19 protein-coding genes, 1 riboswitch and 1 other annotated feature are annotated in these 24312 nt (G+C 34.4%); of the genes, 6 read left to right on the top strand and 13 right to left on the bottom strand.

All coding sequences use genetic code 11. The annotated features are described in order from the left end of the window. Nucleotides 1-160: 160 nt before the first annotated feature. The 7 genes from QTL86_RS11810 to QTL86_RS11840 all read right to left on the bottom strand — a co-directional run bounded on the left by QTL86_RS11810 (nt 161) and on the right by QTL86_RS11840 (nt 7016). Nucleotides 161-976, bottom strand: a complete 816-nt coding sequence (locus QTL86_RS11810; protein WP_410497271.1) for a PhzF family phenazine biosynthesis protein — start codon at nt 974-976, stop codon at nt 161-163. Between the two features lie 552 nt (nt 977-1528). Further along, complete coding sequence (gene thiW, locus QTL86_RS11815; RefSeq protein WP_410497272.1) at nt 1529-2068, bottom strand: energy coupling factor transporter S component ThiW; 540 nt, start codon at nt 2066-2068, stop codon at nt 1529-1531. Nucleotides 2069-2431: 363 nt separating this feature from the next. Next, entirely contained in the window at nt 2432-3739 is a 1308-nt protein-coding gene (thiC, locus tag QTL86_RS11820; protein ID WP_127065951.1) for a phosphomethylpyrimidine synthase ThiC, read from the bottom strand. 168 nt (nt 3740-3907) lie between these two features. Beyond that, nucleotides 3908-4014, bottom strand: a riboswitch (TPP riboswitch). A gap of 68 nt (nt 4015-4082) precedes the next feature. Further along, a complete protein-coding gene (locus QTL86_RS11825; RefSeq protein WP_410497273.1) occupies nt 4083-4925 on the bottom strand; it encodes a 4-phosphopantoate--beta-alanine ligase in 843 nt (280 codons plus the stop codon). 95 nt (nt 4926-5020) lie between these two features. Further along, entirely contained in the window at nt 5021-5284 is a 264-nt protein-coding gene (locus QTL86_RS11830; protein WP_013656184.1) for a CD3324 family protein, read from the bottom strand. A gap of 16 nt (nt 5285-5300) precedes the next feature. After that, complete coding sequence (locus QTL86_RS11835) at nt 5301-6338, bottom strand: hypothetical protein (protein WP_410497274.1); 1038 nt, start codon at nt 6336-6338, stop codon at nt 5301-5303. A 264-nt stretch (nt 6339-6602) separates the two neighbouring features. Continuing rightward, the gene (locus tag QTL86_RS11840; protein ID WP_410497275.1) at nt 6603-7016 is read right to left on the bottom strand and encodes a C-GCAxxG-C-C family protein; all 414 of its coding nucleotides are present in this window, start codon (nt 7014-7016) and stop codon (nt 6603-6605) included. Nucleotides 7017-7253: 237 nt separating this feature from the next. On the opposite strand from QTL86_RS11840, the gene QTL86_RS11845 reads away from it, so the two are divergent. Continuing rightward, nucleotides 7254-7970 carry a hypothetical protein gene (locus QTL86_RS11845; RefSeq protein ID WP_410497276.1) on the top strand — a complete coding sequence of 239 codons (717 nt, stop codon included), beginning with the start codon at nt 7254-7256 and terminating at the stop codon, nt 7968-7970. A gap of 68 nt (nt 7971-8038) precedes the next feature. On the opposite strand, the gene QTL86_RS11850 is transcribed toward QTL86_RS11845, so the two are convergent. After that, complete coding sequence (locus QTL86_RS11850) at nt 8039-9025, bottom strand: aldo/keto reductase (RefSeq protein ID WP_410497277.1); 987 nt, start codon at nt 9023-9025, stop codon at nt 8039-8041. A gap of 427 nt (nt 9026-9452) precedes the next feature. Between QTL86_RS11850 and QTL86_RS11855 the strand changes: the two genes are divergently transcribed. Further along, complete coding sequence (locus QTL86_RS11855) at nt 9453-12941, top strand: starch-binding protein (RefSeq protein ID WP_410497278.1); 3489 nt, start codon at nt 9453-9455, stop codon at nt 12939-12941. 82 nt (nt 12942-13023) lie between these two features. On the opposite strand, the gene aspS is transcribed toward QTL86_RS11855, so the two are convergent. The 4 genes from aspS to deoC all read right to left on the bottom strand — a co-directional run bounded on the left by aspS (nt 13024) and on the right by deoC (nt 18517). Continuing rightward, entirely contained in the window at nt 13024-14826 is a 1803-nt protein-coding gene (gene aspS, locus QTL86_RS11860) for an aspartate--tRNA ligase (RefSeq protein WP_410497279.1), read from the bottom strand. Nucleotides 14827-14943: 117 nt separating this feature from the next. Continuing rightward, nucleotides 14944-16209, bottom strand: coding sequence for a histidine--tRNA ligase (hisS, locus tag QTL86_RS11865; RefSeq protein WP_410497280.1), 1266 nt, complete (start codon nt 16207-16209; stop codon nt 14944-14946). A gap of 143 nt (nt 16210-16352) precedes the next feature. Then, nucleotides 16353-16557 (bottom strand) — a binding site (T-box leader). A 58-nt stretch (nt 16558-16615) separates the two neighbouring features. Next, complete coding sequence (locus QTL86_RS11870) at nt 16616-17518, bottom strand: chemotaxis protein (protein ID WP_013656175.1); 903 nt, start codon at nt 17516-17518, stop codon at nt 16616-16618. A gap of 318 nt (nt 17519-17836) precedes the next feature. After that, a complete protein-coding gene (gene deoC, locus QTL86_RS11875) occupies nt 17837-18517 on the bottom strand; it encodes a deoxyribose-phosphate aldolase (protein ID WP_127065942.1) in 681 nt (226 codons plus the stop codon). A 221-nt stretch (nt 18518-18738) separates the two neighbouring features. On the opposite strand from deoC, the gene QTL86_RS11880 reads away from it, so the two are divergent. From QTL86_RS11880 to QTL86_RS11895, 4 genes are all read left to right on the top strand, one after another. Continuing rightward, nucleotides 18739-19395 carry a hypothetical protein gene (locus QTL86_RS11880; protein WP_127065941.1) on the top strand — a complete coding sequence of 219 codons (657 nt, stop codon included), beginning with the start codon at nt 18739-18741 and terminating at the stop codon, nt 19393-19395. Nucleotides 19396-19654: 259 nt separating this feature from the next. Further along, nucleotides 19655-21658, top strand: coding sequence for a methyl-accepting chemotaxis protein (locus QTL86_RS11885; protein WP_127065940.1), 2004 nt, complete (start codon nt 19655-19657; stop codon nt 21656-21658). A gap of 225 nt (nt 21659-21883) precedes the next feature. After that, the gene (locus QTL86_RS11890; RefSeq protein WP_410494965.1) at nt 21884-22462 is read left to right on the top strand and encodes a transposase; all 579 of its coding nucleotides are present in this window, start codon (nt 21884-21886) and stop codon (nt 22460-22462) included. A gap of 25 nt (nt 22463-22487) precedes the next feature. After that, nucleotides 22488-23216 carry a transposase gene (locus QTL86_RS11895; RefSeq protein ID WP_410494966.1) on the top strand — a complete coding sequence of 243 codons (729 nt, stop codon included), beginning with the start codon at nt 22488-22490 and terminating at the stop codon, nt 23214-23216. Between the two features lie 182 nt (nt 23217-23398). Here QTL86_RS11895 and QTL86_RS11900 read toward each other — a convergent pair whose 3' ends face one another. After that, nucleotides 23399-24025 carry an AAA family ATPase gene (locus QTL86_RS11900; RefSeq protein WP_127065939.1) on the bottom strand — a complete coding sequence of 209 codons (627 nt, stop codon included), beginning with the start codon at nt 24023-24025 and terminating at the stop codon, nt 23399-23401. Between the last annotated feature and the right edge of the window lie 287 nt (nt 24026-24312).

Consider the following 24312-nt stretch of genomic DNA (forward strand, 5'->3'; position numbering starts at 1 on the left):
ATATATGATTGGCGATATTTCTATACCATTTTATTTTTTACGTAATCTCTATATTCAAGTGGCGACATACAGCTTATTCATAGTGAACCACCTGATCCTATAAATATTAGTCATGACAAAAATATCCTTTTAGCTTCACACTAAAAGGATATTTTTCAGTTTATTTATTTAAATCAATTTCAAAACTAGTTTTAAAGAGCTGAATAGCTTCACCACTAATATAAACCTTGTCTTCTTTTAGCTCACAATAAAAAGTTCCTACCCTTTTAGATAGCTGCTTATCTAGGAACTGATTTTTCCCCAATATTTTAGCCCAATAAGGTACTAAAGTACAATGAGAAGAGCCTGTTGCCGGATCTTCAAATACACCACACCCTGGTGCAAAATATCTGGATACAAAGTCTACTTCATTCCCCTTTGCCGTTACTATGATACCAAAAACATCTAAACGATTAACAAGACCTACATCTGGTTTTAAGTTCGTAATCTCCTCCTCTGTTTCATAAACGACCATCACGTCTCTTGATTCATAAAAAGCTATAGGATTACCCCCTAAGGCTTTGATAATATCTGTTCTTGGAGTGATCGCCCTTCCCTCTCTTACTGGAAAACTTAAAGTAAAGCGTTCCTTATTCCTTGTGACAATAATCTCACCACTTTGTGACTTAAAAGTAATTTGTTTCTTTCCTTGTTCTACTTCATTAAATAAAACATACGCTGTTCCTAAAGTAGCATGTCCACATAAGTCGATTTCTACCTCTGGCGTAAACCAACGAATCTGATAGCACTCACCTTCCTTATAACAAAATGCGGTCTCTGACAAATTATTTTCCATTGCTATTTTTTGCATTAATGCTTCTTTTAAGGGCTTTTCCGTCAGGCAAACTGCAACAGGATTTCCTTTAAAAAGCTCATTAGTAAACGTATCTACTTGATACATGGTAATCTTCATACGAACACCTTTCTTTCTCCTCATTTTGGTAATTATTTTATTTCTTATTAGGGAATCGGATTTTTGACTACATATACATAAGTGTAAAAACAAAATAAATAACTTCCCACGGCATAATTACCACAGCTTCAACTTGAGGAACTGACCGGGTCAGCCAAGTCTCAATCTATTGTTATAGGTACCTCTGGACTTAAGGAAAATGTTCACTTGTGCGCTGCAAGGAAGGCGCCATTTATAAGTTGTTTTTAATGTTTTTATACCTCGCATTACCCAAAATAAAGTTTTAAACCAGAGTCTTAAGGTCTTAGCTTCCTAGCATAGGGTGCACCGGCCAAGACTTTTAGGAGCTCCTCACTCATTGGTTTGGCTTTCATAGCTAGTCTTAGTAGGCACTACGCTATAGCGCATACGTGCTGAGGAGCCATTTTGCGCTTTGCCTAAGGTCTACTTAGCTAGTCACGAAAGTTCATTTCAAGAGTCTGGAATCTAAAATAGCTTTTCAAGTATTGATACTACTTGGAGAGCTATTTTTGTTGTCTTTAACTACTATCAATAAAATGAAGTCATCATTCTATTTTAAATTTCCATTCCTTCCCGTCTATCTTCTTCTCTTTTTAGCTTCCTCTGCACCTTACTAAGCATACCGATTCTTTTAAGTGCTCCTAAGAAGATAAATGCCACTGTGCCTCCAATCAGTGTTCCTCCAATAAAAGAGGGAACATAAAACAGCCAAGTCAGCCCTGTCCTACCCCAAATATAAGTCATAACCGGATAAGATACTATGGCCCCAATGATACCTGTTCCAACAACTTCTCCAATAACAGCTGCTAATACTTTACCTTTTGAAAGTTTATAAAAAACACCTGATAAAGTAGCCCCAAATACAGCTCCTGTTAAAGCTAAAGGTGGAATTCCCATAAAAAGCATACGAATGATTCCTATAAGTAAAGCACATAGAAAAGCATCTGTTGGCCCCAATAACACAGCACATACCACATTAATAAAGTGAGCCATTGGACACATACCCTCTACTCTTAAAATCGGTGAAATGACTACGCCAACAGCAATTAATATAGCAAGCATCACCATTCTTAATATAGCATTTTTTGTTTTCATTTTCTTACCTCTTTCTTTTGATTTATTTAAGTGCTAGAGACCTTATACCTTCTTTGGCTATTGTCCTAACTCTCTAAACCTCAAAAAACCAAGATAATCTTAGGTACAATTAAACAGCCTCTATGCAGCACTAGCTTCATTTAGTCGGTCGAAACTTAAAAGCTTCCTCTCACCTCGAAACACGAGTTCCCTAGCTATTTAATTGTCCTTCTGAAAACAAATGCAAGGTGCTCCCCTTCCATTTGCTAGTCTTCCTCATCTTTTCAGACCTATTTCCCTATATAAAAATTTAAAATGAATAATAAGTTATGCACTGATTATTTGTTTCTTCACTCTCAACACCTAATATTTCATTATTCATTCTTACTCTTCATGTAATTCCACTGTTTTACCTTCTATGATGCGATTGGTTGTTCTAACAGCACACATTTTACCGCACATAGAACAACTGTGTTTTTCAGCTGGTGGCATACTTTCAAAGTAATCCCTAGCCTTATCTCCATCAAAAGCTACTTCGAACATTTCTTCCCAATCTAACTTTTGTCTTGCTTCTGCCATCTTGTTATCTAAATCTCTTGCATGTGGTAAGCCCTTAGCAATATCTGCTGCATGCGCTGCAATTTTACTTGCTATGATTCCTTCTTTAACATCACTTACATCCGGTAATCTTAGGTGTTCAGCTGGTGTCACATAACACAAGAAATCAGCACCACTGGCTGCTGCTATAGCACCACCGATGGCTGAAGTAATATGGTCATAACCGGGGAAGATATCTGTTACTAATGGTCCTAATACATAAAAAGGTGCATTATGACATAGACGTTTTTGTAGTTTCATATTGGCCTCTATTTCGTTCATTGCCATATGACCTGGGCCTTCTACCATAACCTGCACGTCTTTTGCCCATGCTCTCTTAGTTAGATAGCCAAGTTCAATAAGCTCTCCGATTTGTCCTGCATCTGAACTATCTTCTAGACATCCTGGCCTTAAGGCATCTCCAAGACTAATGGTAACATCATAACGTCTTAAAATTTCTAATACGTCATCATAATATTCATAAAATGGATTTTCATTTCCTGTCATCTCCATCCAAGCAAACAAGAGAGAACCACCTCTAGAAACAATATTCATCTTACGTCCTTCACGTTTAAAAGCTTCTACTGTACGTCTATTAATCCCTGCATGAATCGTCATAAAGTCAACACCCTCTTTGGCATGAGCTTCTACGACCTTTAAGAAATCCTGTGGTGTAATATGTACTAAATCTTTTTCCAAATACCCAATAGCATCATACATAGGTACTGTACCAATCATAGCTGTAGACATCTCAATAAGTTGCTTACGAAAGGTATTTGTTTTCCCATAATTACTAAGATCCATAATAGCTTCCACACCAAACTTAAGTGCCACCTTCACCTTTTCAAATTCTACTTCATAGTTTTTGCAATCTCCTGATATCCCCAAATTGACATTGATCTTGGTTTTAAGACCCGTACCAATTCCCTCTGGAGAAAGAGATTTGTGATAAATGTTGCATGGGATAGCCACTTCACCTTTTGCTACTAAGGCCCTAAGCTTTTCTACTTCCATATACTCTTTTTTAGCTACAATCTCCATTTCCTTAGTGATTATACCTTTTTTTGCGGCTTCCATTTGTGTATGATATTTCATGTAATCTCTCCTTTTTAAAGGGAGTTTCTCTGTAACCTTACATATCCATTTGAAACTTTATTTGTAGAGCTAATAGCCCTTTAACTAAAAAATGTTTCACCTTCTTAGCTTAAAATAAAGACAGGATATGCTGGCTTCGGCATATCCTGTTACTTACACTTCTTTCGAAGTGCTATCCTCGAATATTTCCCTACGTCAGCATGATCTGAATCAGGTTATGGGTCGAAACTTTAGTTTCCTCTCAGCCTGTCGCACAGACTCCCCTTTTTCTTATTTTATGTATTATTTAAATATTAATTTCATACAAGCAAATCATATCAGAATATTTCTTCTAAATCAACCTTTATTTCTTAAGATAAATATAATCTGAAAGCCTTACGCTCCCTAGACGTATACTCATTACTATAAGCGCTTCTTCAATAATGGTTTCTATACTTGTTAGGCGTTCTATTTCTAACACATCCACATATTCTAGCTGAATACGATAATAGCGCTTTATTTCTGTCTCTAAAAGTAATTTAAGCTTATAACTACTAATATTTCCTCTTTGATAAGCTAACTCTGCTTTTTTAAGCGTATGATAAAGAAGCGGTGCTAATCGCCTTTCTTCTGGCTCTAATAAAGTATTTCTACTTCCTATAATAAGTCCATCTGCTTCTCTCTCAGTAGGTAAGACTCTTATTTCACAAACATAGTGAAAATCACGTATAAGCTGACTAAGTAGGGCTTTTTTTTGAAAATCCTTTTCACTGATATAGTAACGCTGTGGTCTAATACAACTTAGTAGTAAATTTGCCGTAGTTAAAAAGCTTTGATAATACTTAGGATGTATTTGACCCTCAAGACGATTCATAAGTGGTGTATAGATACTTACATAAGTACTACTACCATTAGGATAAAGTCCTTCATAACTTGGACAAAAGAAAAAGTCTACTCCTGCTTTACTAGCTATTTCCTGATCTTCCTCCACCTGTCTAGGATAGAGCTTATAAGCTTCTTCAGAAGAAAACTCATGTGAATGCAAGAAACTACTTACTATAATATATTCATTTTCAGCTCTTGCTGCTTTTATCAAAGCTATATGCCCTTCATGTAAAGCACCCTTTGTCATAATAAGGCCTATAGACCTCCTACCTATGCAATCGAGCTTAGCTGTCATAGCTTCTAATGATGTCATAATATCCATGGTCCATCCTCCTTACCTCATAAGTATTCGCCCTCATTATAACACAACTCACCTATTAGTTTGTATTTCACTTCTATTACAAGTTTCTAAAAAGATTATTTATTGTTATAAACAATCTTTTTAATCGTTTCTACTGAAAGATTATATTCCTCTGCTAATACGTCAATAGCTATTTTACTAGCGAATTTTATACGAATTTCTTCATTTCGCTTATCATAAAAAGCTTTAGCACCTGAACCTTCTCCCCACTTTTTGCGAGCTTTGTATTTAGGTATATAAAGAGCTTCTCCTGAAGTATACTTTTGTACTTCTCTCAGAAGTTGATCAGGCAAAATATCAGCGGCATTTTTGTATTTCACTGCACATCGCCCTTTCTTAATTCATATGATTTAAAAATGCCTCTAAGGTATCATAAATTCGTATTTTTACTCCATGTGCTTTTATTTCAGATACAATATATGCTTCAATCTCATCTAACCTTTCTTTAAAAATGGATAGGTCATTTGGATTAAATACCCCTAGCAAATCCATTTCCTTAAGTCCAAAATCCTTTTGAATACAATCAAATTCACGCTGAAAATGATATCCCCAAGAAAAACTATTAAATGGGTCATTTTTTTCACAATAATAGCCAATACGTCTAAAAGTATAACGCCCTTCTTCATACCATGCAGCCAAATCCTGAAACTCACACTCTTCTTCTTTTATTACTCTTGTATCTTTACTTGAAAAAAAGTCCCTTGTCATCTTGATGAGCTCATAACTTAATGTTTTTATTACCTCTACTTGTTCAGCTTTAATCAACTGCTCATATAACCCTATGAAATGCACAGGTACTTGCTTAAAATCTTTTAATGTTGAAATGATATCTTGTGGGCCATTTTTCATATAAGTCCCATTGCTTGTTGCTATCGCTTCGACTAAATATTGGCTTATAAAACCTGCTCCCTTTCTCACATGACATAAGGACTCCTCAAATGCCATAGTTTTATAAAGTTCCATGGCACTATTAATCTTTTCTAAAGCCTTATTAAAAGTAAAACTGTGGTCTGCTAAGTGGTCTTTTAATGTCTGTTGTAATTGAATAAAGCGTGCTTTGTCTTTCTCATTCCTGGCATATAAAATAATACCATCAGCAAGGCAAGTGGTTAAACTTTCATTTACTTCAGCGAGGCCTTCTACTCTTTCCCATGACATAGGAAATAAATCATAGCCAATTTCATTAATGATGAAGGTTTGTGCTAAAGAATAGCCTTTATCGGTAGCTGGAATGAAAAAGTTAAAAGCCACCTCTTCCCCATCTTCTGGTATACGCCACCCTTTATGACCTACTAATATACTGATATCTTCTGGGTACTTGGTTTCAATTTCATGAATCGCCCAATCTATTAATGGTCTAGATAAGTATTTCATTTTCTTCCTCCCTGTTATTTATTAAATCAAATCAGTCGACTGCTTATATACTGATTATAAAGTCAGACTAATTTGTATTCCATCCCCAGTATTTTTCTAATTATTTTATACCTATTGGTAGTATTTTAATGAGGCCTACCTACCAAGTAAGAAAATGACAATGTACCTCCCTATTAGCTAAGAAAGGCTTCTCATATAAAAGCACTAACTTTTCTAAAAAAGTTAGTGCTTTTATATGAGTCCCTATGTATCAACTATTATCATTTATTTATATTCTTCTAAAATCTCTTCTAAAATGATGCATGCATCTTTTACATAATCACTACACATATCATAGTGGCTACCTGATTTATTTTCTAATAAATCACGACATACTGTACTGCCTTGTTTTTCTTTGAAGCGTTTTGCAAAATCTTTTACCATGGTGAAGGTCTTAAGTCTTGCTTCTCCGTCTTCAGCTTTAGTTCTACCATATAAAAGGCTAATCACCATATAAGCACCTGTTACAGCACCACATTCACCTCTCATACCACCCATACCACCACCAAAAGCTTGTGATACTTTAAGGGCCATTTCATAATCCATACCTAAATCTTTAGCATAAACTGCAAATACAGCTTGTGAACAAGAAAAACCTTCTTTAAAAAGGGCTAATGCTTCATCTACCTTACTGTTCATGATCTATCTCCTTTATTTATGTACTTTATTTGCTTTCTATAATAGCCTAAGTATTTATAAAGCTATTATATACTAACTCTCTTTAGTTTTGAATCTTTAATTCCTATTGCAGTACACAGCATTTCCTCTATAGAGGTATCAATTTTAAATTTTTTTATTTAAATTGATTGTTTAACCTAATCACTATATAATAATCTTAATATTCTATATATTTTATCATTTATAAGGAGACTACTTATGAAAACTAAAGCTCAAAAGGAATTTCTAAAGCAACGTCGCCAATATGAAAAACAACTTAAAGAAAAAGCAAAAAATGATGAACTTTCTTTACCTGAAAAATTAGAGTGGCAACAAATGTCACGAAATAACTATAGGGAGAAACTCTTTAAGGATTCTAAAATTGATATTCCTTCCTTAGTTATTTGGAGATTTTGGCCACATATTTTTATTGTACTTACTATTATTGTAGGAATTATTGGTCGTTGGATTTCCGGACTTATTAGTCCTGCTTCTGATTCAACGAAATACCCTGATTATAGCTATGAGGTTATTCAAGAAGGCAGAAGCACTTATGTGGTTAATTCTAGCTACAATAAGGTTTATCATGCCATCTTAGAAATTTCTGATTCAGGAAATTACCTTTATGATACCTATAATGAAGCCCAATCTACTTATGAAACAACTGACTCTTTTGATATTGATACACTCTATGAGATTGAAACCTTTTACTATGAACCCTATGACTTTCTCAGAGATAGTCTCTTTAGTGATTTAGATGAGCTACATCAAAACATCTTAAAACTTGCTAAAACTGAATATAGCGATATCCCCTTAGACTCTGCTGATTTAAAAACACTAAAAGCCGCTATCGAGACTTCCAAGACTAACTTTGATGAAGAAATCACCCTTGCCATGGCTGATTTAATGAAAACTACTTTGAGCGAAACAAAATAGGATATAGGTTATGGAGTTTATTTTTCCATAGCCTATATCCTATTTTACCCTTTAAATGAGCCTATTACTTAACCTAATAAAATCTTATCAATTGCTTGAAGTTCCTCTGCTGTAAAGTCTAAGTTTTGAATAGCACCTACATTTTCTTTAATCTGAGAAAGCTTGCTAGCTCCTATAATAACAGAAGTCACATGACCTCTAAGTGCCCATGCTAAAGCCATCTGAGATAAACTTTGACCACGGCTTTCTGCTAAGTCATTAAGTGCTTTTGTTTTCTTTAAAAGCTCATCTGTAATCCCCTCTTTATTTAAGAAAGGACTTGTTCCTGCTGCTCTTGAATCTACTGGAATACCATTAAAATATTTATTAGTTAAACGACCTTGTGCCAAAGGTGAAAACGCAATAGCACCCACTTGTTCTTGTTCTAGCACAGCTATGACCTCTTCATTATGACGCTCTAACATATTATAAAACATCTGATGAATCAGGCACCTTACCCCTGCTTCTTTCATAAATTTAATCATTGTTCTAGTATCTTCTGCATTGTAATTAGAAATTCCTACATATAAGGCTTTCCCTTGATCTAAAATACTTTTTAATGCTTCTACTGTTTCTTCCATTGGTGTTTCTGGATCTCTTCTATGATGATAGAAAATATCTACATAATCTAAGTTCATTCGTTTTAAGCTTTGATCTAAAGAAGAAATTAAATATTTCTTTGAACCACCATCTCCATATGGTCCTTCCCACATACCATAGCCTGCTTTAGTAGAAATCACAAGCTCATCTCTGTATGGCTTAAGGTCTGTACGCATCACCTCTCCAAAGTTGCTTTCTGCCGAGCCTGCACTTGGACCATAATTATTTGCTAGATCAAAATGCGTAATACCCATATCAAAAGCTCCAAAAAGCATTTCCTTTACATTGGCTAAACTATTTTCATCTCCAAAATTATGCCATAACCCTAAAGTAATAGCCGGAAGTAACAAGCCACTTTTCCCACAACGATTATATTTCATTTCTTGGTATCTATTTTTATCTGCTACATAACTCATAAAATGCCTCCTTATATGCACTCCTTATTTATTACTCTTTTATGATAACATAATTTTTGAACTACATATTAAATATAGCAAAATATAATAAAAACCACATGAATTTTATAAGAATCTACAAGATTAATTCCACTATCTTTAAACACACCTATACACATACTTCTCCCATCTCTTTCGATCTCATACGCATCTAAGAAAATAGGTTTAAAATATTACTTTGTATCATTTTACGTCACTTTTTTATACATCTTAGTCATTTTTTTGCATTCTCATTGTGTTTTTATTATTTAAATTAGATAATAAAAGTGTAAATTTTTTGTCCTTATTGGTCATTATTTTGTGCTTGTTATTATTAGTTAATGAAAGGAGGATTTATTTACTGTTAAGCGCAAAAAATTTATCTATATTAATAAGGGGGTTAGTTATAATGATTCATTCCAAAAAAGCAGTTCTTAAGTTTTTACTTTCTATTCTTATCTCACTTACTATGATTTTTCCTAACTTATTTGCAGCCAGCTTATCTACTTCACTGATTGGTAACGTTCCCATTACTTCTACTGATGATGATCCCTATTTTACTTGGGATAATGCTACTGTTTATTTTACCATGACAGACCGTTTCTATAATGGTAATACCTCTAATGATACTAGCTATGGGCGTGTCAAAGTAGATGCTACTGGTAAAAATATCGGTACTTTTCATGGTGGAGATGTTGCAGGACTTACTAAGAAACTAAAAGAAGGCTACTTCAAAAATCTAGGTGTTAATGCTATTTGGATGACTGCACCTTATGAGCAAATGCATGGCTACGTCGGTGGTGGTAATAGTGGTGACTTTGCACACTATGCTTATCATGGGTACTATGCACTTGACTATACCATGATGGATAAAAATATGGGAACAGTTGCTGAAATGAGAGAATTCGTTGATGAAGCGCACTCACAAGGTATTCGTGTTATCTTAGACATTGTTATGAATCACCCTGGTTATCTAAGCATGAAAGATATGACAGAGTATGATATTATGCCAACCAATCATAGTAAATCTGAGCTACTTAATTGGTCACCTAGTAATGGGCAAACTTGGCATAGCTATCATGACCTATTCCTTGATTACACTGGACACAATGACGCCTGGGCAAAATGGTGGAGTTCTGGTTGGATTCGTGCTGGTGTAGCTGGCTATACTGCTGGAGATAATTCAGAGCTTCGTATGAACCTTGCAGGTTTACCGGACTTTAAAACAGAAGTAACTAGCAATCAAGGTTTAGCTCCTCTTTTAAAAACAAAATGGTCACAAGAAACTTCTGGTTATGATAACTGGATTGTTCCTGCTGCTAAAAGCTTAAGAACTGATTTAGGCGTTGCTCCTACTGAGTATAATATTAAATGGTTAGCTGCTTGGGTGCGTGAATTTGGTATTGATGGATTCAGAGTTGATACAGCAAAACACGTAGAACCATTCCGCTGGGGACAATTAAAGGATGCTTGTAATACAGCACTTAAAGAGTGGCGTGTTGCTAATCCAACTAAAGCTGGTGCTAATTGGGATGATGATTTCTGGATGACTGGTGAAGTATATAATACTGGTGTAGAATATAAAGCTGAATACTTTGAAACCGGTAAATTTGATTCACTTATTAACTTCTTCTTCCCTAAAGATGGCAATCTAAATACTATTAATAATACTTATCAAGATATTGCAAGTAAAGTTAATACAAAGGATAATTGGAATGTCCTTAGTTATATTTCATCTCATGACGAAGGCTTAACTAGGGCTAATATGACTAATTTAGGTACAGCTTTACTTTTATCTCCTGGAGGTGTTCAAATCTTTTATGGTGATGAAACCAATAGACCTGGCAGCGAAACGTGCTCTGATAAGGATCAACCAAGTCGTTCTGACATGAACTGGTCAAGTGTGAATCAATCAACACTTAATCACTGGCAAATCATTGGTACCTTTAGAAAGAACCACCCTTCTATAGGGGCTGGTACTCATACTGTTATTAGTTCTTCTCCTTATGTATTTAGTCGCACCTATAATAAAGAAGGTATCTCTGATAAAGTCGTTGTGGCATTAAATGCAACTGGTAGTACAACAATTAATGTATCTTCTATCTTTAAAGATGGAACACCAGTAAGAGATGCTTATACCGGCGCAAAAGCAACTGTAGCTAATGGCTCTGTTACCTTTACTGCTGGCTCAGCAGGTGTTATCCTGATTGAACAAAATGGCGAAGAACCACTTACACCAGTTGTTACATTAACTCCTGGAAACGTTGCCGACACAACTAAATATTATACGGATACTTTAGATGTAAAGGTAGCTTTACAAAATGTCACTGAAGCTACTTGCATGATTAATGGTAATGAAGCTTATACTGTTAAGAATGGGGATATCATTACTATTGGTAAGGGGGAAGCCCTAGAGACAACAACTAAAATTACTGTTTCAGCTATTAATGCACTGGGTACTTACTCACAAACTTATTCTTATTTAAAAACTGAACGTAAACCAGTCACGGTTCATTTTTATAAGCCAGCTGATTGGTCTACCCCATCCCTCTACTATTATAATGATGTACTTTCATTAACTGGACCTAAATGGCCTGGTGTTACTATGAATAGCGAAGGAGATAACTGGTATAGCTATACACTTCCAGCCGAATACGAAACAGCTCAGGTTATATTTAATACGAATAATGGTACTACACAAATTCCAGATAAAGAAAAACCTGGTTTTGTCGTAGAAGGCGAAATGTGGTATAAAGATGGTGTCTGGACCTCAACCAATCCGGATGGCAAGCCTTCTGTTACGTTAACGCCTGGAAACAGTAGTACAACTACAACTTATACAAGTAGTACACTTTCCATTAAAGTAATACTTAAAAATGTAATAAGTGCTACCTGCCAAATCGATAATGGTGAAGCTTTTTCAGTAGCTTCTGGTGAAAGCTTCGAAATAGGTAAAGATGTAGCTACTGGTACAATAACTTCTATTAAAGTAAAAGCAGAAAATGAGCAAGGTCTATTTAATGGAACATTTACGTATAAAAAAGAAACGGTGATCCCACCAACAGACATTACTATTCATTTCTATAAACCTTCTAGCTGGGGTATACCAAATCTTTACTATTATGAAACAGAAACCAAAACTGGGCCTAAATGGCCTGGTGAAGCTATGACCAATGAAGGAGATGGTTGGTACAGCTATACAATCAAAGACTGGACCTCCGCTTACGTTTTATTTAATAGTAATGATCAGCAAATTCCTGGAGCTAAAGAGCCTGGTATAAATGTTTCTAAAGAAGTCTGGTACAAAGATGGTGTCCTTTATACTTCAAAACCTGAAGAAGCTAAACTCACTGTTCATTTTTATAAACCTTCTGGTTGGAGTACACCAAACCTTTATTACTATGAAACAGAAACCAAAACTGGACCTAAATGGCCTGGTGAAGCTATGACTGCTGAAGGGAATAATTGGTATAGTTATACCATTACAGGTTCTTCAGCTGTACGTACCATCTTTAATAGCAACGGTCAACAAATCCCCGGTGCTAATGAGCCTGGTATAGAAGTTTCAAAAGAAATTTGGTACAAAGATGGTATGCTTTATACTTCAAAACCTGAAGAAAAGGTTATAACTGTTCATTTCTATAATCCTTCTGGTTGGGGCACACCAAACCTTTATTACTATGAAACAGAAAGCAAAACTGGTCCTAAATGGCCTGGTGAGGCTATGACTGCTGAAGGGAATAATTGGTACACCTATACTATACCAAGCGAAATTGCCGTGAAAGTACTGTTTAACAGTAATAATCAACAAATTCCTACTGCTAATCAACCTGGTTTCGAGGCAAATGGTGAAATGTGGTATAAAGACGGCACTTGGACTTCTAGTAAGCCTAATTAATCATCTAGAGACTTTTTACTTCAATCTAAAAGGCTATTTAAGGGACAGCTTCCTATCCCTTAAATAGCCTTTATTAGTCTGTTTATTCTTCTATTACTTCTTCTTGTTTTTCTACAATGGCAAGTGCTAACTCATCTAATTGTTTTTGGTCTACTACATCTGGTGCATTTGTCATTAAACAACTTGCATCTTTTACTTTAGGGAAGGCAATAACATCACGGATGCTATCAGCCTTACACATAAGCATAATCATACGGTCAAGACCAAATGCAAGTCCGCCGTGTGGTGGCACACCATATTTGAAAGCATTTAATAAGAAGCCAAAGCGTTCTTCTGCTTGTTCGTCTGTGAAGCCTAAAAGGTTAAACATTCTTTTTTGAACGTCATTTTGGTAAATACGGATACTTCCACCACCAAGTTCACAACCATTTAATGCAAGGTCATAAGCTTTTGCTCTTACAGCTCCTGGATTTGTTTCCATCATTTCTAAATCTTCATCCATTGGCATAGTGAATGGATGGTGCATTGCTACGAATCTGCCTGCTTCTTCATCATACTCAAGAAGTGGGAATTCTGTAATCCATACGAATCTAAATTCATCTTGATTGATAAGGTCAAGTCTTCTAGCTACTTCAAGTCTTAAAGCCCCGAGTGCAGCAAACACTACTGATGGTTTGTCAGCTACAACTAAGATTAAGTCATCCTTATCAGCGCTCATTTTTTCTTTAATTGCAGCAAGTGTCTCTTCACTTAAGAATTTAGCAAATGAAGATTTTTCTTCTCCATCTGTTTTTATTTGATGCCAAGCTACACCTTTTGCACCAAAGTCCTGTCCATATTTAACTAAAGCATCAATTTGTTTACGGCCTAAGTCTCCCATACCTTTTGCATTGATAGCTCTTACTGTCCCACCATTTGCAATAGCATTTTCAAATACAGCAAAACCACAGCCTTTTACTACTTCTGTAAGGTCCTGAAGTTCTACTCCAAAACGAAGATCTGGTTTATCAGACCCAAAACGATCCATAGCTTCCTTATAAGTCATTTTTTGAATTGGAAGTTGTACATCCACATCTAAGGCTTCTTTAAATACAGTTTGAATTAATCTTTCATTAACAGCCATAACATCCTCTGGCTCTACGAAAGAAAGTTCCATATCGATTTGTGTAAACTCTGGTTGTCTGTCTGCACGCAGGTCTTCATCACGAAAGCATTTTGCAATTTGGAAGTAACGGTCAAAACCAGATACCATTAATAACTGTTTAAATAACTGTGGTGATTGAGGTAACGCATAGAAGTTACCTGGGTGCACACGTGATGGTACTAAATAATCACGAGCACCTTCTGGTGTTGATTTTTGCATAATTGGTGTTTCAATTTCAAGGAAACCTTCTGTTTCAAGGAAACGTCTTACACTTTGTGTTACCTTACTACGAAGAATAAGATTTTTTTGCATATCTGGTCTTCTAAGGTCAAGGTAACGATATTTTAAACGAAGTTCTTCTTTTGTATCAATGTCTTCTAGGATTTCAAAAGGTGTTGTTTCTGCTTCTGAAAGAATACGAAGTTCTTTAACATCTATTTCGATATCACCCGTTTGCATTGACTTATTAGCATCAGCACCACGAGATACTACTATCCCACGAGCTGCAATTACATATTCACTTCTAAGTGTTTCAGCTTTTTCAAAAAGCTCTTTCTCTGTATTTTCATTAAAAGATAATTGTAAAAGGCCTGAACGATCACGAAGTGTGATAAATAAAATTTGACCTAAATTTCTTCTTCTTTGTACCCATCCCATGACAATAACTTCTTGGCCTACATTAGCAGCACTAAGTTCTGTACAACGATGAGTTCTTTTTAAACCATGCATTGATTCTGACATATTCTAATCCTCCTATGTTATTGGTAAAAATAAACAATTAATAATGAAGCATTAATAATTGTTTATTAAAATGACTTTCAATTATTGTTCTTTATTCTTCATTTTCATTCTTCACTATTATTTCTTGATGATATTGCTAAACATTTGAACGAATTGGCTCATTGGTACTGTTACACTATCCCCTGATTCCATCTCTTTAAGCTGAATTTCGCCATTTTCAAGCTCACTTTCTCCAATGATAGCTGAATAGCGCGCATTAATTTTGTTAGCAAACTTCATTTGAGCTTTGATGCTTCTTTGAAGATGGTCACTTTCTGCACTAATACCTTCTTGACGAAGTGCATTAACGAGTTTGAACGCTTCCATCATGGCTTCATCACCGCGATAACCAATAAAAAGATCACGCATTGCTGGCGCTAATGGTGCATTATTTTCTGCATCTCTTACAATAATAAGACGCTCCATCCCTGCTCCAAAGCCTACCGCAGGTACGTGTTTACCACCTATTTCATCTACTAAACGGTCATAACGGCCACCACCACATACCGTACCTTGTGCTCCGATATCATTAGAGATAAATTCAAATACAGTTTTAGTATAGTAGTCAAGGCCACGAACAATACCCGGGTCTACTACAAATGGAATTTCCATAGCAGTTAAAAGCTTTTGAAGGGTTTCAAAGTGTGCACGGCACTCTTCACCTAAGTTTTCAAGTACAGTTGGTGCATCTTTTAAGTGCTCTTGACACTGTGGATTTTTACAATCTAGTACACGAAGTGGATTTTTATCCATTCTTTCCTGGCAAAGCTCACAAAGGTGTTCTTTCTTTGTGTTTAAGAAAGCTTTTAAACTCTCGTTATATTTCTTTCTACATTCTGGGCCACCAAGAGAGTTAATATGAAGCTCTACTTTATTAATGCCTAAACGTTTTAGTAATGTATGACCAATAGCAATAACCTCTGCATCTGCTGTTGGCGAGTCTGTACCAAACATTTCTACTCCAAATTGGTGGAACTGTCTTTGACGACCTGCTTGTGGTCTTTCATAACGGAAAGTTGGAGAAATATAATAAAGCTTTGTAGGTTGTGTATCAGCAAACATACTATGCTCTAAGAAAGCACGTACAACTGCTGCTGTACTTTCTGGTTTAAGGGTAATACGGTTTTCTCCCTTGTCAACGAAGGAATACATTTCCTTATTAACAATATCTGTTGTTTCACCTACTCCTCTTGCAAAAAGGTCTGTAAACTCAAACATTGGTGTTCTAATTTGGTTAAAGCCAAAATCATCACATAAATTTCTAATGATTTCTTCTACATCCAACCATTTTCTCATTTCTTCTCCATAAATATCTTTTGTTCCTTTAAGGGCACGAAGTTCCATAAGTTACTCCTTTCTGTTTTCACATCTTAAATAGTATTTACTATAATTATTTACATAAGCGGCTATTTTTTAACACATATTTATTATACACCTTCAGAAAATTTTTCCTTTTTAGGGCAATAAAAAACGCCCCTGACATAATTGTCAGGGACGATATAACCGTGTTGCCACCCTGTTTCAAAGACCTTAAGTCTTTGCTCTTCATTAGCCGATAACGGGGCTTAAACGTTACTCCCTACTACTATTTCAAGAGTTCTCTCCGAGATGTCTTCTAATCTCATGTAAGCTCTCAGCTAAATGCTTACTCTCTGGAGTTAAGATTATACTTCTTCTCATCATAGATGTATTTGTATTATCTTATATTTTATCAAAGTTTCCCTTTTAGTCAAGCCTTAAAATTCATAGCTTATTTAAATACTAAACGGTCAACGGCATCTACTAATTCATGGATAGATGGTTTACTAATTTGTGCATCTGCCCCTACTGCTTCTCCCTTATGATAAAGCTCATCTGAAATAAGAGAAGAGAAAATAATAACAGGTAATTCGCATAATATATTATCTTCTTTAATTCTACGAGTTACTGTATGCCCATCTAGAATTGGCATTTCTATATCTGTAATTAAGAGATCCACCTCTTTTTTAAAGCCAGCACCTTGTTCTTGCTTAAGTTTACTTAATGCATCTAGTACTTCTTGGCCATTATCAAAGCTATGAATATTCGTATATCCTGCAGATTCTAGTACAGATTGTAATAAAGTTCTTATGGTTTTTGAATCATCTGCCATATAAATTTTTTTGCTAGCTCTTTCTGATTTTTTAACAATTTCCTTTTGACCTCTTATATATGGGTTTTCTTCTTTAGAAATATCAGTAATAATCTTTTCAAAGTCTAACATTAATAAAATGCCTTCTTCAGTTAAAATATTTCCTACAGATAATGAACCTCTTAATAATTGATCAGGCTTTGTAATATCTGACCACTTCACACGACGAATACCTTCTATGCTATCTACAGCGAACATTACTTGTTTTCTATTAAACTCACATACAAGCGCCATTTTTTTATTTGTAACTTCAGTTGGTTTTTTATCTAATATGTAACTTAAATCAATAACAGTCATTACTTTATCTCTTACATTAGTAATACCTAAGATATTTTGACTGCTATCAGTTGAAGGCCTTACATCATTTAATTGTATAATCTCTCTTGCTTTAAGTACATTAATACAGTAGCGATTATTATTAACTAAAAAAACAATAACTTCTAATTCTCCAGTTCCTACATCTAATAAAACTGATTCTTTCATGGTTTCACTTCCTCATCCTTTAATCATAACTATAACCTAGTTGTTTTTACCTTCATCAAAACAGCATTATTCATCTATTCTTTATAATTTAAATTATACTTTAATTAATTGTTTATTTCAATTAATCTTCTGCAATTCTTGTCAATTTATTCTATAAAAAGCATTGAGCTCCCCTCACACAAAAGCCTCTATCACTTATTGATGTTAGAAATACAACAAAATTATAATCATTTTTAAATAATAAAAAAACATATCAAACACTCTATAAGGTGCTTGATATGTTTTTCATTATTCCTATCAACTAAAAAACCTTTTATATTAGTAAGAACCACCATCTGTTACTTTTTGCCCTGTAACAATAGCAATGCTTTTGCTTACGCCCAGTCTTGTAGCGCCAGCTTCAATCATAGCGTTTGCAGTCTCTGCATCACTAATACCACCTGAAGCTTTTACTTGTATTTGATTACCTGCTGTTTGTTTCATTAATTTAACATCTTCTAAAGTGGCACCGCCTGTTCCAAAACCAGTTGAGGTCTTAACGAAATCAGCCCCAGCTGCCATAACAATTTCTGTTGCTTTTATAATTTCTTCTTTTGTTAAATAACAAGTTTCAATAATAACCTTCACAATTGTCTTTGGATCTGCTGCTTTAGCTGCTTTTACAACCTCTTCAATATCAAATTGAACATAGTCATATTTTTCATCCTTAAGGGCTCCTATATTAATAACCGTATCAATATCGCTTGCTCCATTTACAACTGCTTCTTTTGCTTGAAACGCTTTAGTAGCCGCTGTTTCATTACCAAGAGGGAAGCCTACTACTGTTGTAATACCTATGTCTGTTCCTTCTAACAAATCTGCTGCTATAGGTACATAACAAGTAGGCACACATACTGTCTTAAATTGATAAGCTATGGCTTCTTCGCAAATAGCTTTAATTTCAGCTTCTGTGGCAGTTGCTCTTAAAAGAGTGTGGTCAATTGTTTGTGAAATGTTCATTATTTTAGTCCTTCTTTCTTATAAGTAAAACCTTATTTTAAGCTTATCTTATCATATTTTGCTTTACTCTTACAACTATTCCCATTAGGATAATATTTACTTTTTGGAAATCACACTATTTCTATTTTTTAGTCCAAAATTTATTTTTTATTTTGCATATAATAAAGACCTCGTCCATATATATGTAGTAGGACATCTTATTTTAAAAAGGAGGGTCATTAATGTCTAGTCCTAAATTCATGGTTATCAAACTCAAAGATCTTAGAATTCCAATCCTCATTTTCTTAGTTGTCATTGCTTTATTTGTTTTCTTACTAATAAAGAATAAGACAACACAAACTTTTGCTCCGTCTGATACTTATCAAGATGGTAAATACATAGCTGGCATCACATTATCTGATGCCCAAATGGATTTAGTAGTAGAAGTAAAAGATCATACTATTTCTTCTGTAGCTTTATCTGGCTTAGATGAATCATCAACTACGCTTTATAAAGATCTAGTATCTGGTATTGATTATGTAAATACTTATATTACTACTACCCAATCCTTAGAGCTACCTTCTAATGCTAATACTTCTTCTGCAACTAATATGTTAATGGATGCAGTTAAAGTAGCATTATCAGACAATGACAACGCTTCTATTACCTCTACTTATGAAAAACTGGATTTAACACCTTCAGCTGCTTCAACTGGAGATAATGCTGAAGAAGATATTTTTGTTGATGAATTCGCAGACGATACTCTATTAGATAACACAGCTACTACAGATAATATGGTAGTTCCAGACAATGCTGAAGCTGCTACTTCTAACAATGCTGACACTAACACTAGTGTCGATGCCAATGTTAGTAATGATACGACAGCTAGTACCAACTAATTCTTATCCTTTTAGTAAATTTATCTAATAAAAAAGCGAACTTAATGGTTCGCTTTTTATTATTCTTATATTTCGCTTTATTATTCCTACGCTTTATTATATTTTTTACTCATTTCTTGTCATTTATTGTTGTTAATATAGCACTTTTTACTTTTCTTGTTACAACCTCCCCCTTTTCTAGTATTTTATGACTATTATTTAGTTTTCCAAATTATGTTTGTGTTAAAATAGTTATGACGACTTAAGGGAGGTTTAATCTATGAAAAAAACTAAGCGTCTTAACTACACTTTTTCTATTAAATATAAACTTATTATTATGTTTATATGTTTTGCACTACTTCCTTTGTTTATTCTAGCTATTGTTTTTACTTCTGCTTCTAAAAATGCACTGAGTGCTACTAGTAGTAAACTCACCTTAGAGCTCGTTAAACAAGCCGCTAGTAATTTAGACACCTATACTAAGGATGTAGAAAAAAATGTTACACAATTTACTATTTCTGATTTATCTCAAAGTGGTTTATTAAGAGATTATCACTCAGGTGATGTTAGAAAACAAACTAATGCCCTTGAAAAGATTCAATCACAAATCGTCTATTTTCAAGAACTGGACCATAATGTTTCTAATGTTTATATCACTTCAACTAAAACAAAACTTCCTATTGGTAAAATTCCTTATTTAACTGAAGATGAAATCAAATTATTAGGAGAGACTGCCCAAACGGGAAGCTTTACTTGGACTGCTACAGAAAATACACCAAATGATCATATGGTAGTTTTCCAAACCTATACTGACTTTGATCATAATGCTCAATATACAGTATATGTAGATGTTAACTTAAAGAGTATTTTTGATTATTTAGGTAATATGACACTTCTAGATAATTCTCTTATCTTCCTTGTAGATGAGAATAATGAAGTGCTTTATACTTCCAATGATAGTGTCTCTCACTTAAATGACTCTATTACTAACAATCTTTCTAGTGAGTCCACCTTAGGTTCTTTTAACCAGACAATCGATTTATCAAACTATTTATTCTCATATGCTAGTCTTTCTAATGGTTGGAAGGTCATTGTACAAGCACCTGAAAAATCCTTAACTTCACAACTTAATACAGCTATTGTCATGGTTATTATTCTTGTTATTATTACTATTTTACTTGCAATTGGTCTTGGTTATCTATTAGCCAAGCGTCTTTCAAATCCAATTATTCACCTAATGGGATTGATGAAAAAAGCTGAGAACGGCGACTTGACGGTTATCGCTCCTGAAAAAGGCCGTGATGAAACAACCCAACTATGTAAGAGCTTTAATCTTATGATTGCTAATATGAGCAAACTTATTAACCAAACTCAGCAGGTTATTGTACATACCTTAGATACGAGTAAAATTCTTTCACGTTCTACTTCAGAATCTGTAGAAACCTTTACTCAACTTGCTGCTTCTATTTCTGATATTGCAGAGGGTACTACTCTCCAAGCTATGGATGCACAAGAAAGTAATACAGGTATGATTACACTTGCTGAAAGTATGCAAACTGTTACCAATAAAACTAATCACCTTTTAGAAAATACTGAGGGTGCTAAAACAATGATGGAAACTGCTGCAACAACTATGGATACTCTTACTGCTACTATGACTAATTCTATGCAAATGTCTTCTCATATCCGCGAAAGTATGAATGAATTAAAAACTCTCAATCAAAATATAGAAGACATTATGAAACTCGTAGACAATATCAGTGAAGAAACTAACTTACTTGCCCTTAATGCTAGTATTGAGGCTGCCAGAGTTGGTGAAGCTGGTAAAGGCTTTGCAGTAGTTGCTAATGAGGTTCGTAATCTAGCTGATCAATCTAAGCATTCTACCCTCAATGTACGTGATACGTTAAATACCATTGCTAATAAAATGAATGAAACTACTCAATTAGTAGAACAGTCAAATACCATCATTAAAGACCAATCAACTGTTGTTTCTGAAACTTATCAGCTTTTCTTTAATATTATTGACATTCTTAAACAAATGAATAGTGAGCTTAAAGATATTAACTCTAGTATCAATAGCATGCAGTCTTTAAAAGAAACAATGGTTACACAAATTAACAGTATTGCTACTATTACTCAAGAGTCAGCTGCTTCTACTGAGGAAGTAAGTAGTTTAACAACTACTCAACAAACTGTTATTTCTGACCTGTCTGATTTAGCAAATTCCTTAAAAAATAATATGGAGACACTTAATCAAGCTATTCAAACCTTCAGGGTCTAGTAGATTATACTAATCAAAAAAGTAGTGCACCACATGAAGCAATGTCATTAAGTTAAGATGACGAAAAAAGATCTCTATACCAATCAAATGGTATAGGGATCTTTTTTTGAAAAAGTAGTTGACAAGACAAAGAAAATGTGTGGCCGCTCTCACTACTGATTGAATAAAGAGGTAGTGAGAGCGGCCCTTGTAATTAAAGGAAACTTAGTTACAAGGAGGACACATATGAAACCCAAACAAATTAAAAAGCTTTTAGTAGATGAAATCCAAAAGTTAGCTGACAATCCGCAAGATTATTGTACCAATCCAGGTAGTGATTTTTTACGCAAAAGAAAATTGCCCATGAATAAAATTTTAGCTGGAATTATTGGAATGGGAAGTGGGAGCCTTACAAACGAATTATTAGATCTATTTGGTGCATCTGCAGATACACCCACTTCTTCTGCGTTTGTTCAGCAGAGGAAAAAGATAAAGCCCGAAGCGTTTAAGAAGATATTTGACGGCTTTTCAAGTAAACTTATAGATAACTTTAATGAAGATATGCCCATACTTGCTGTTGATGGGTCTGATGTACAGATTCCTACCAATCCTGATGATTTAAATTCATTTCATTCTGGAAAAGATGGAAGAAAATCATATAATCTTCTGCATATAAATGCGTTGTATAATATAAATTATTCTATTTATCATGATGTGATAATACAAAAATCTAAAGAAAAGAATGAACATAACGCTCTACAAGAAATGGTTGATCGTTCTGAAATTCCTAAAGCACTCGTGATAGCTGATACTCGTGATAGCTGATAGAGGTTATGAATCTTTCAACAGCATGGCTCACATTCAAGAAAAAGGATGGTTCTTTCTTATTCGTGTCAAAGATGGAATTAATGGCATAAAGAATGGATTGGATTTACCCAAAACAGACTGTTTTGATATTGATATTTCTTTAAAACTTACAAGAAAGAAAACGAATGCAGTCAAAGAACTTTTCAAAGACAAAAATCATTATCGAAGTGTTTCTTCAGCCCAACCGTTTGATTATTTACCACTTAAAAACAAGAAATCTGAACCTGCTAAATTCTATGAATTACACTTCCGAATAGTGAGATTTCCTATTTCAGAAACTTCCTATGAAACAATAGTTACAAATCTAAATAGTGAAAAGTATCCTCCTGATGAGGTAAAAAAACTGTATGCTTCTCGTTGGGGGATTGAAACATCTTTTCGAGATTTGAAATATACGATTGGAATGTTAGATTTTCATTCAAAAAAGGTGATGTGTATCCAACAAGAAATCTATGCACATATGATAATGTATAACTTTGCAGAAATGATTACCTCCCACGTAGTCATTGAAAAAAAGCAAAGAAAGCATACATATAAAGCAAATTTCTCAGTTGCAGTGCATATGTGTAGGTTATTCTATCATGGAAAAGCAACATCACCTGATGTAGAAGCCATAATTGCAAAAAATCTCATTCCTATAAGACCTGATAGGCATAGGGAACGAAACTTAATTGTTAAGATTTTTCATGGCTTCCTTTATAGAGTAGCATAAATCTTTGTAAAAGAATATAAATTTTGAGGCAGATGCAAATCTGTCTATTTGTGGTACCTGGAAATAGAAAAAGAAGCTGAAGAAATAAATCTTCAACTTCTTTTCCTAGGGATGCGTTTCTATCACAATGTTAACTTAATGACATTGCCACATGAAGTGCACTACTTTTTATTTATCATTAATTATTTTGTATTTCTTTGCTCAATAAAAGCTTTAATAACAGCTACACTACCTTCTATTCCTAACATACCACTATCTATACATAGTTTATAGTTAAAGCTATTTCCCCATTTTTCACCTGAATAATAATGATAGTAATTAGCTCTTGTTTTATCTATCTTATTTAACTGCGCTTCTGCTTTTTCTGGTGGTAATTGATATTCTTTTATAGCGCGTTCTAAACGAACAGGTAGATCTGCATGAATAAATATATTAACTACACTCTCATCATCTCTTAAAATGTAATCTGCACATCTTCCTACAATAACACAAGACCCTTCATTGGCAAGAGATTTGATGACTTCAGTTTGTGCTATAAATAACTTATCATTAATAGGGAGATCTAGGGTAGGTGGTACGTGATTGCCAAACATATAAGCTCCTGTTACCACAGAATATAACAAACTACTTGCTGCTGTTTCATCTATTTTGTCAAACACTTCCTTACTCATACCACTTTGCTTTGCGGCCATTTCTGTAACTTCTTTGTTATAAAAGGGAATGCCTAAATCTTTAGCCAACTTTTCACCGATTGCCCTACCGCCACTTCCATATTGTCTATCAATGGTAATAATCACTTTTTTGCTCATGGCCATTCCTCCATTCAACTACTTCTTCATTTAATATGCATTAGATGATTGCAGTAGCATTTATACTTTGTAGAATCTACTTTACATTATTATAAAACATTTTTCCAAAATAATCAAATTTGTACTCTATTGTATATTGTATTCTTGCCTATTTAACCCTCTACACAAACTCAATAAATAGTAAGAGGCTGACATGAAATAATGCTTCAACACAAGATGTGCTCTAGCCATTCAATTACTAGATACACCATCTTATATTTGATATCATGTTTCACGTCAGCCTCTTA

The sequence above is a fragment of the Cellulosilyticum sp. ST5 genome, from assembly GCF_046529625.1.
In the GTDB taxonomy this organism is placed as follows: Bacteria; Bacillota; Clostridia; order Lachnospirales; family Cellulosilyticaceae; genus Cellulosilyticum; species Cellulosilyticum lentocellum.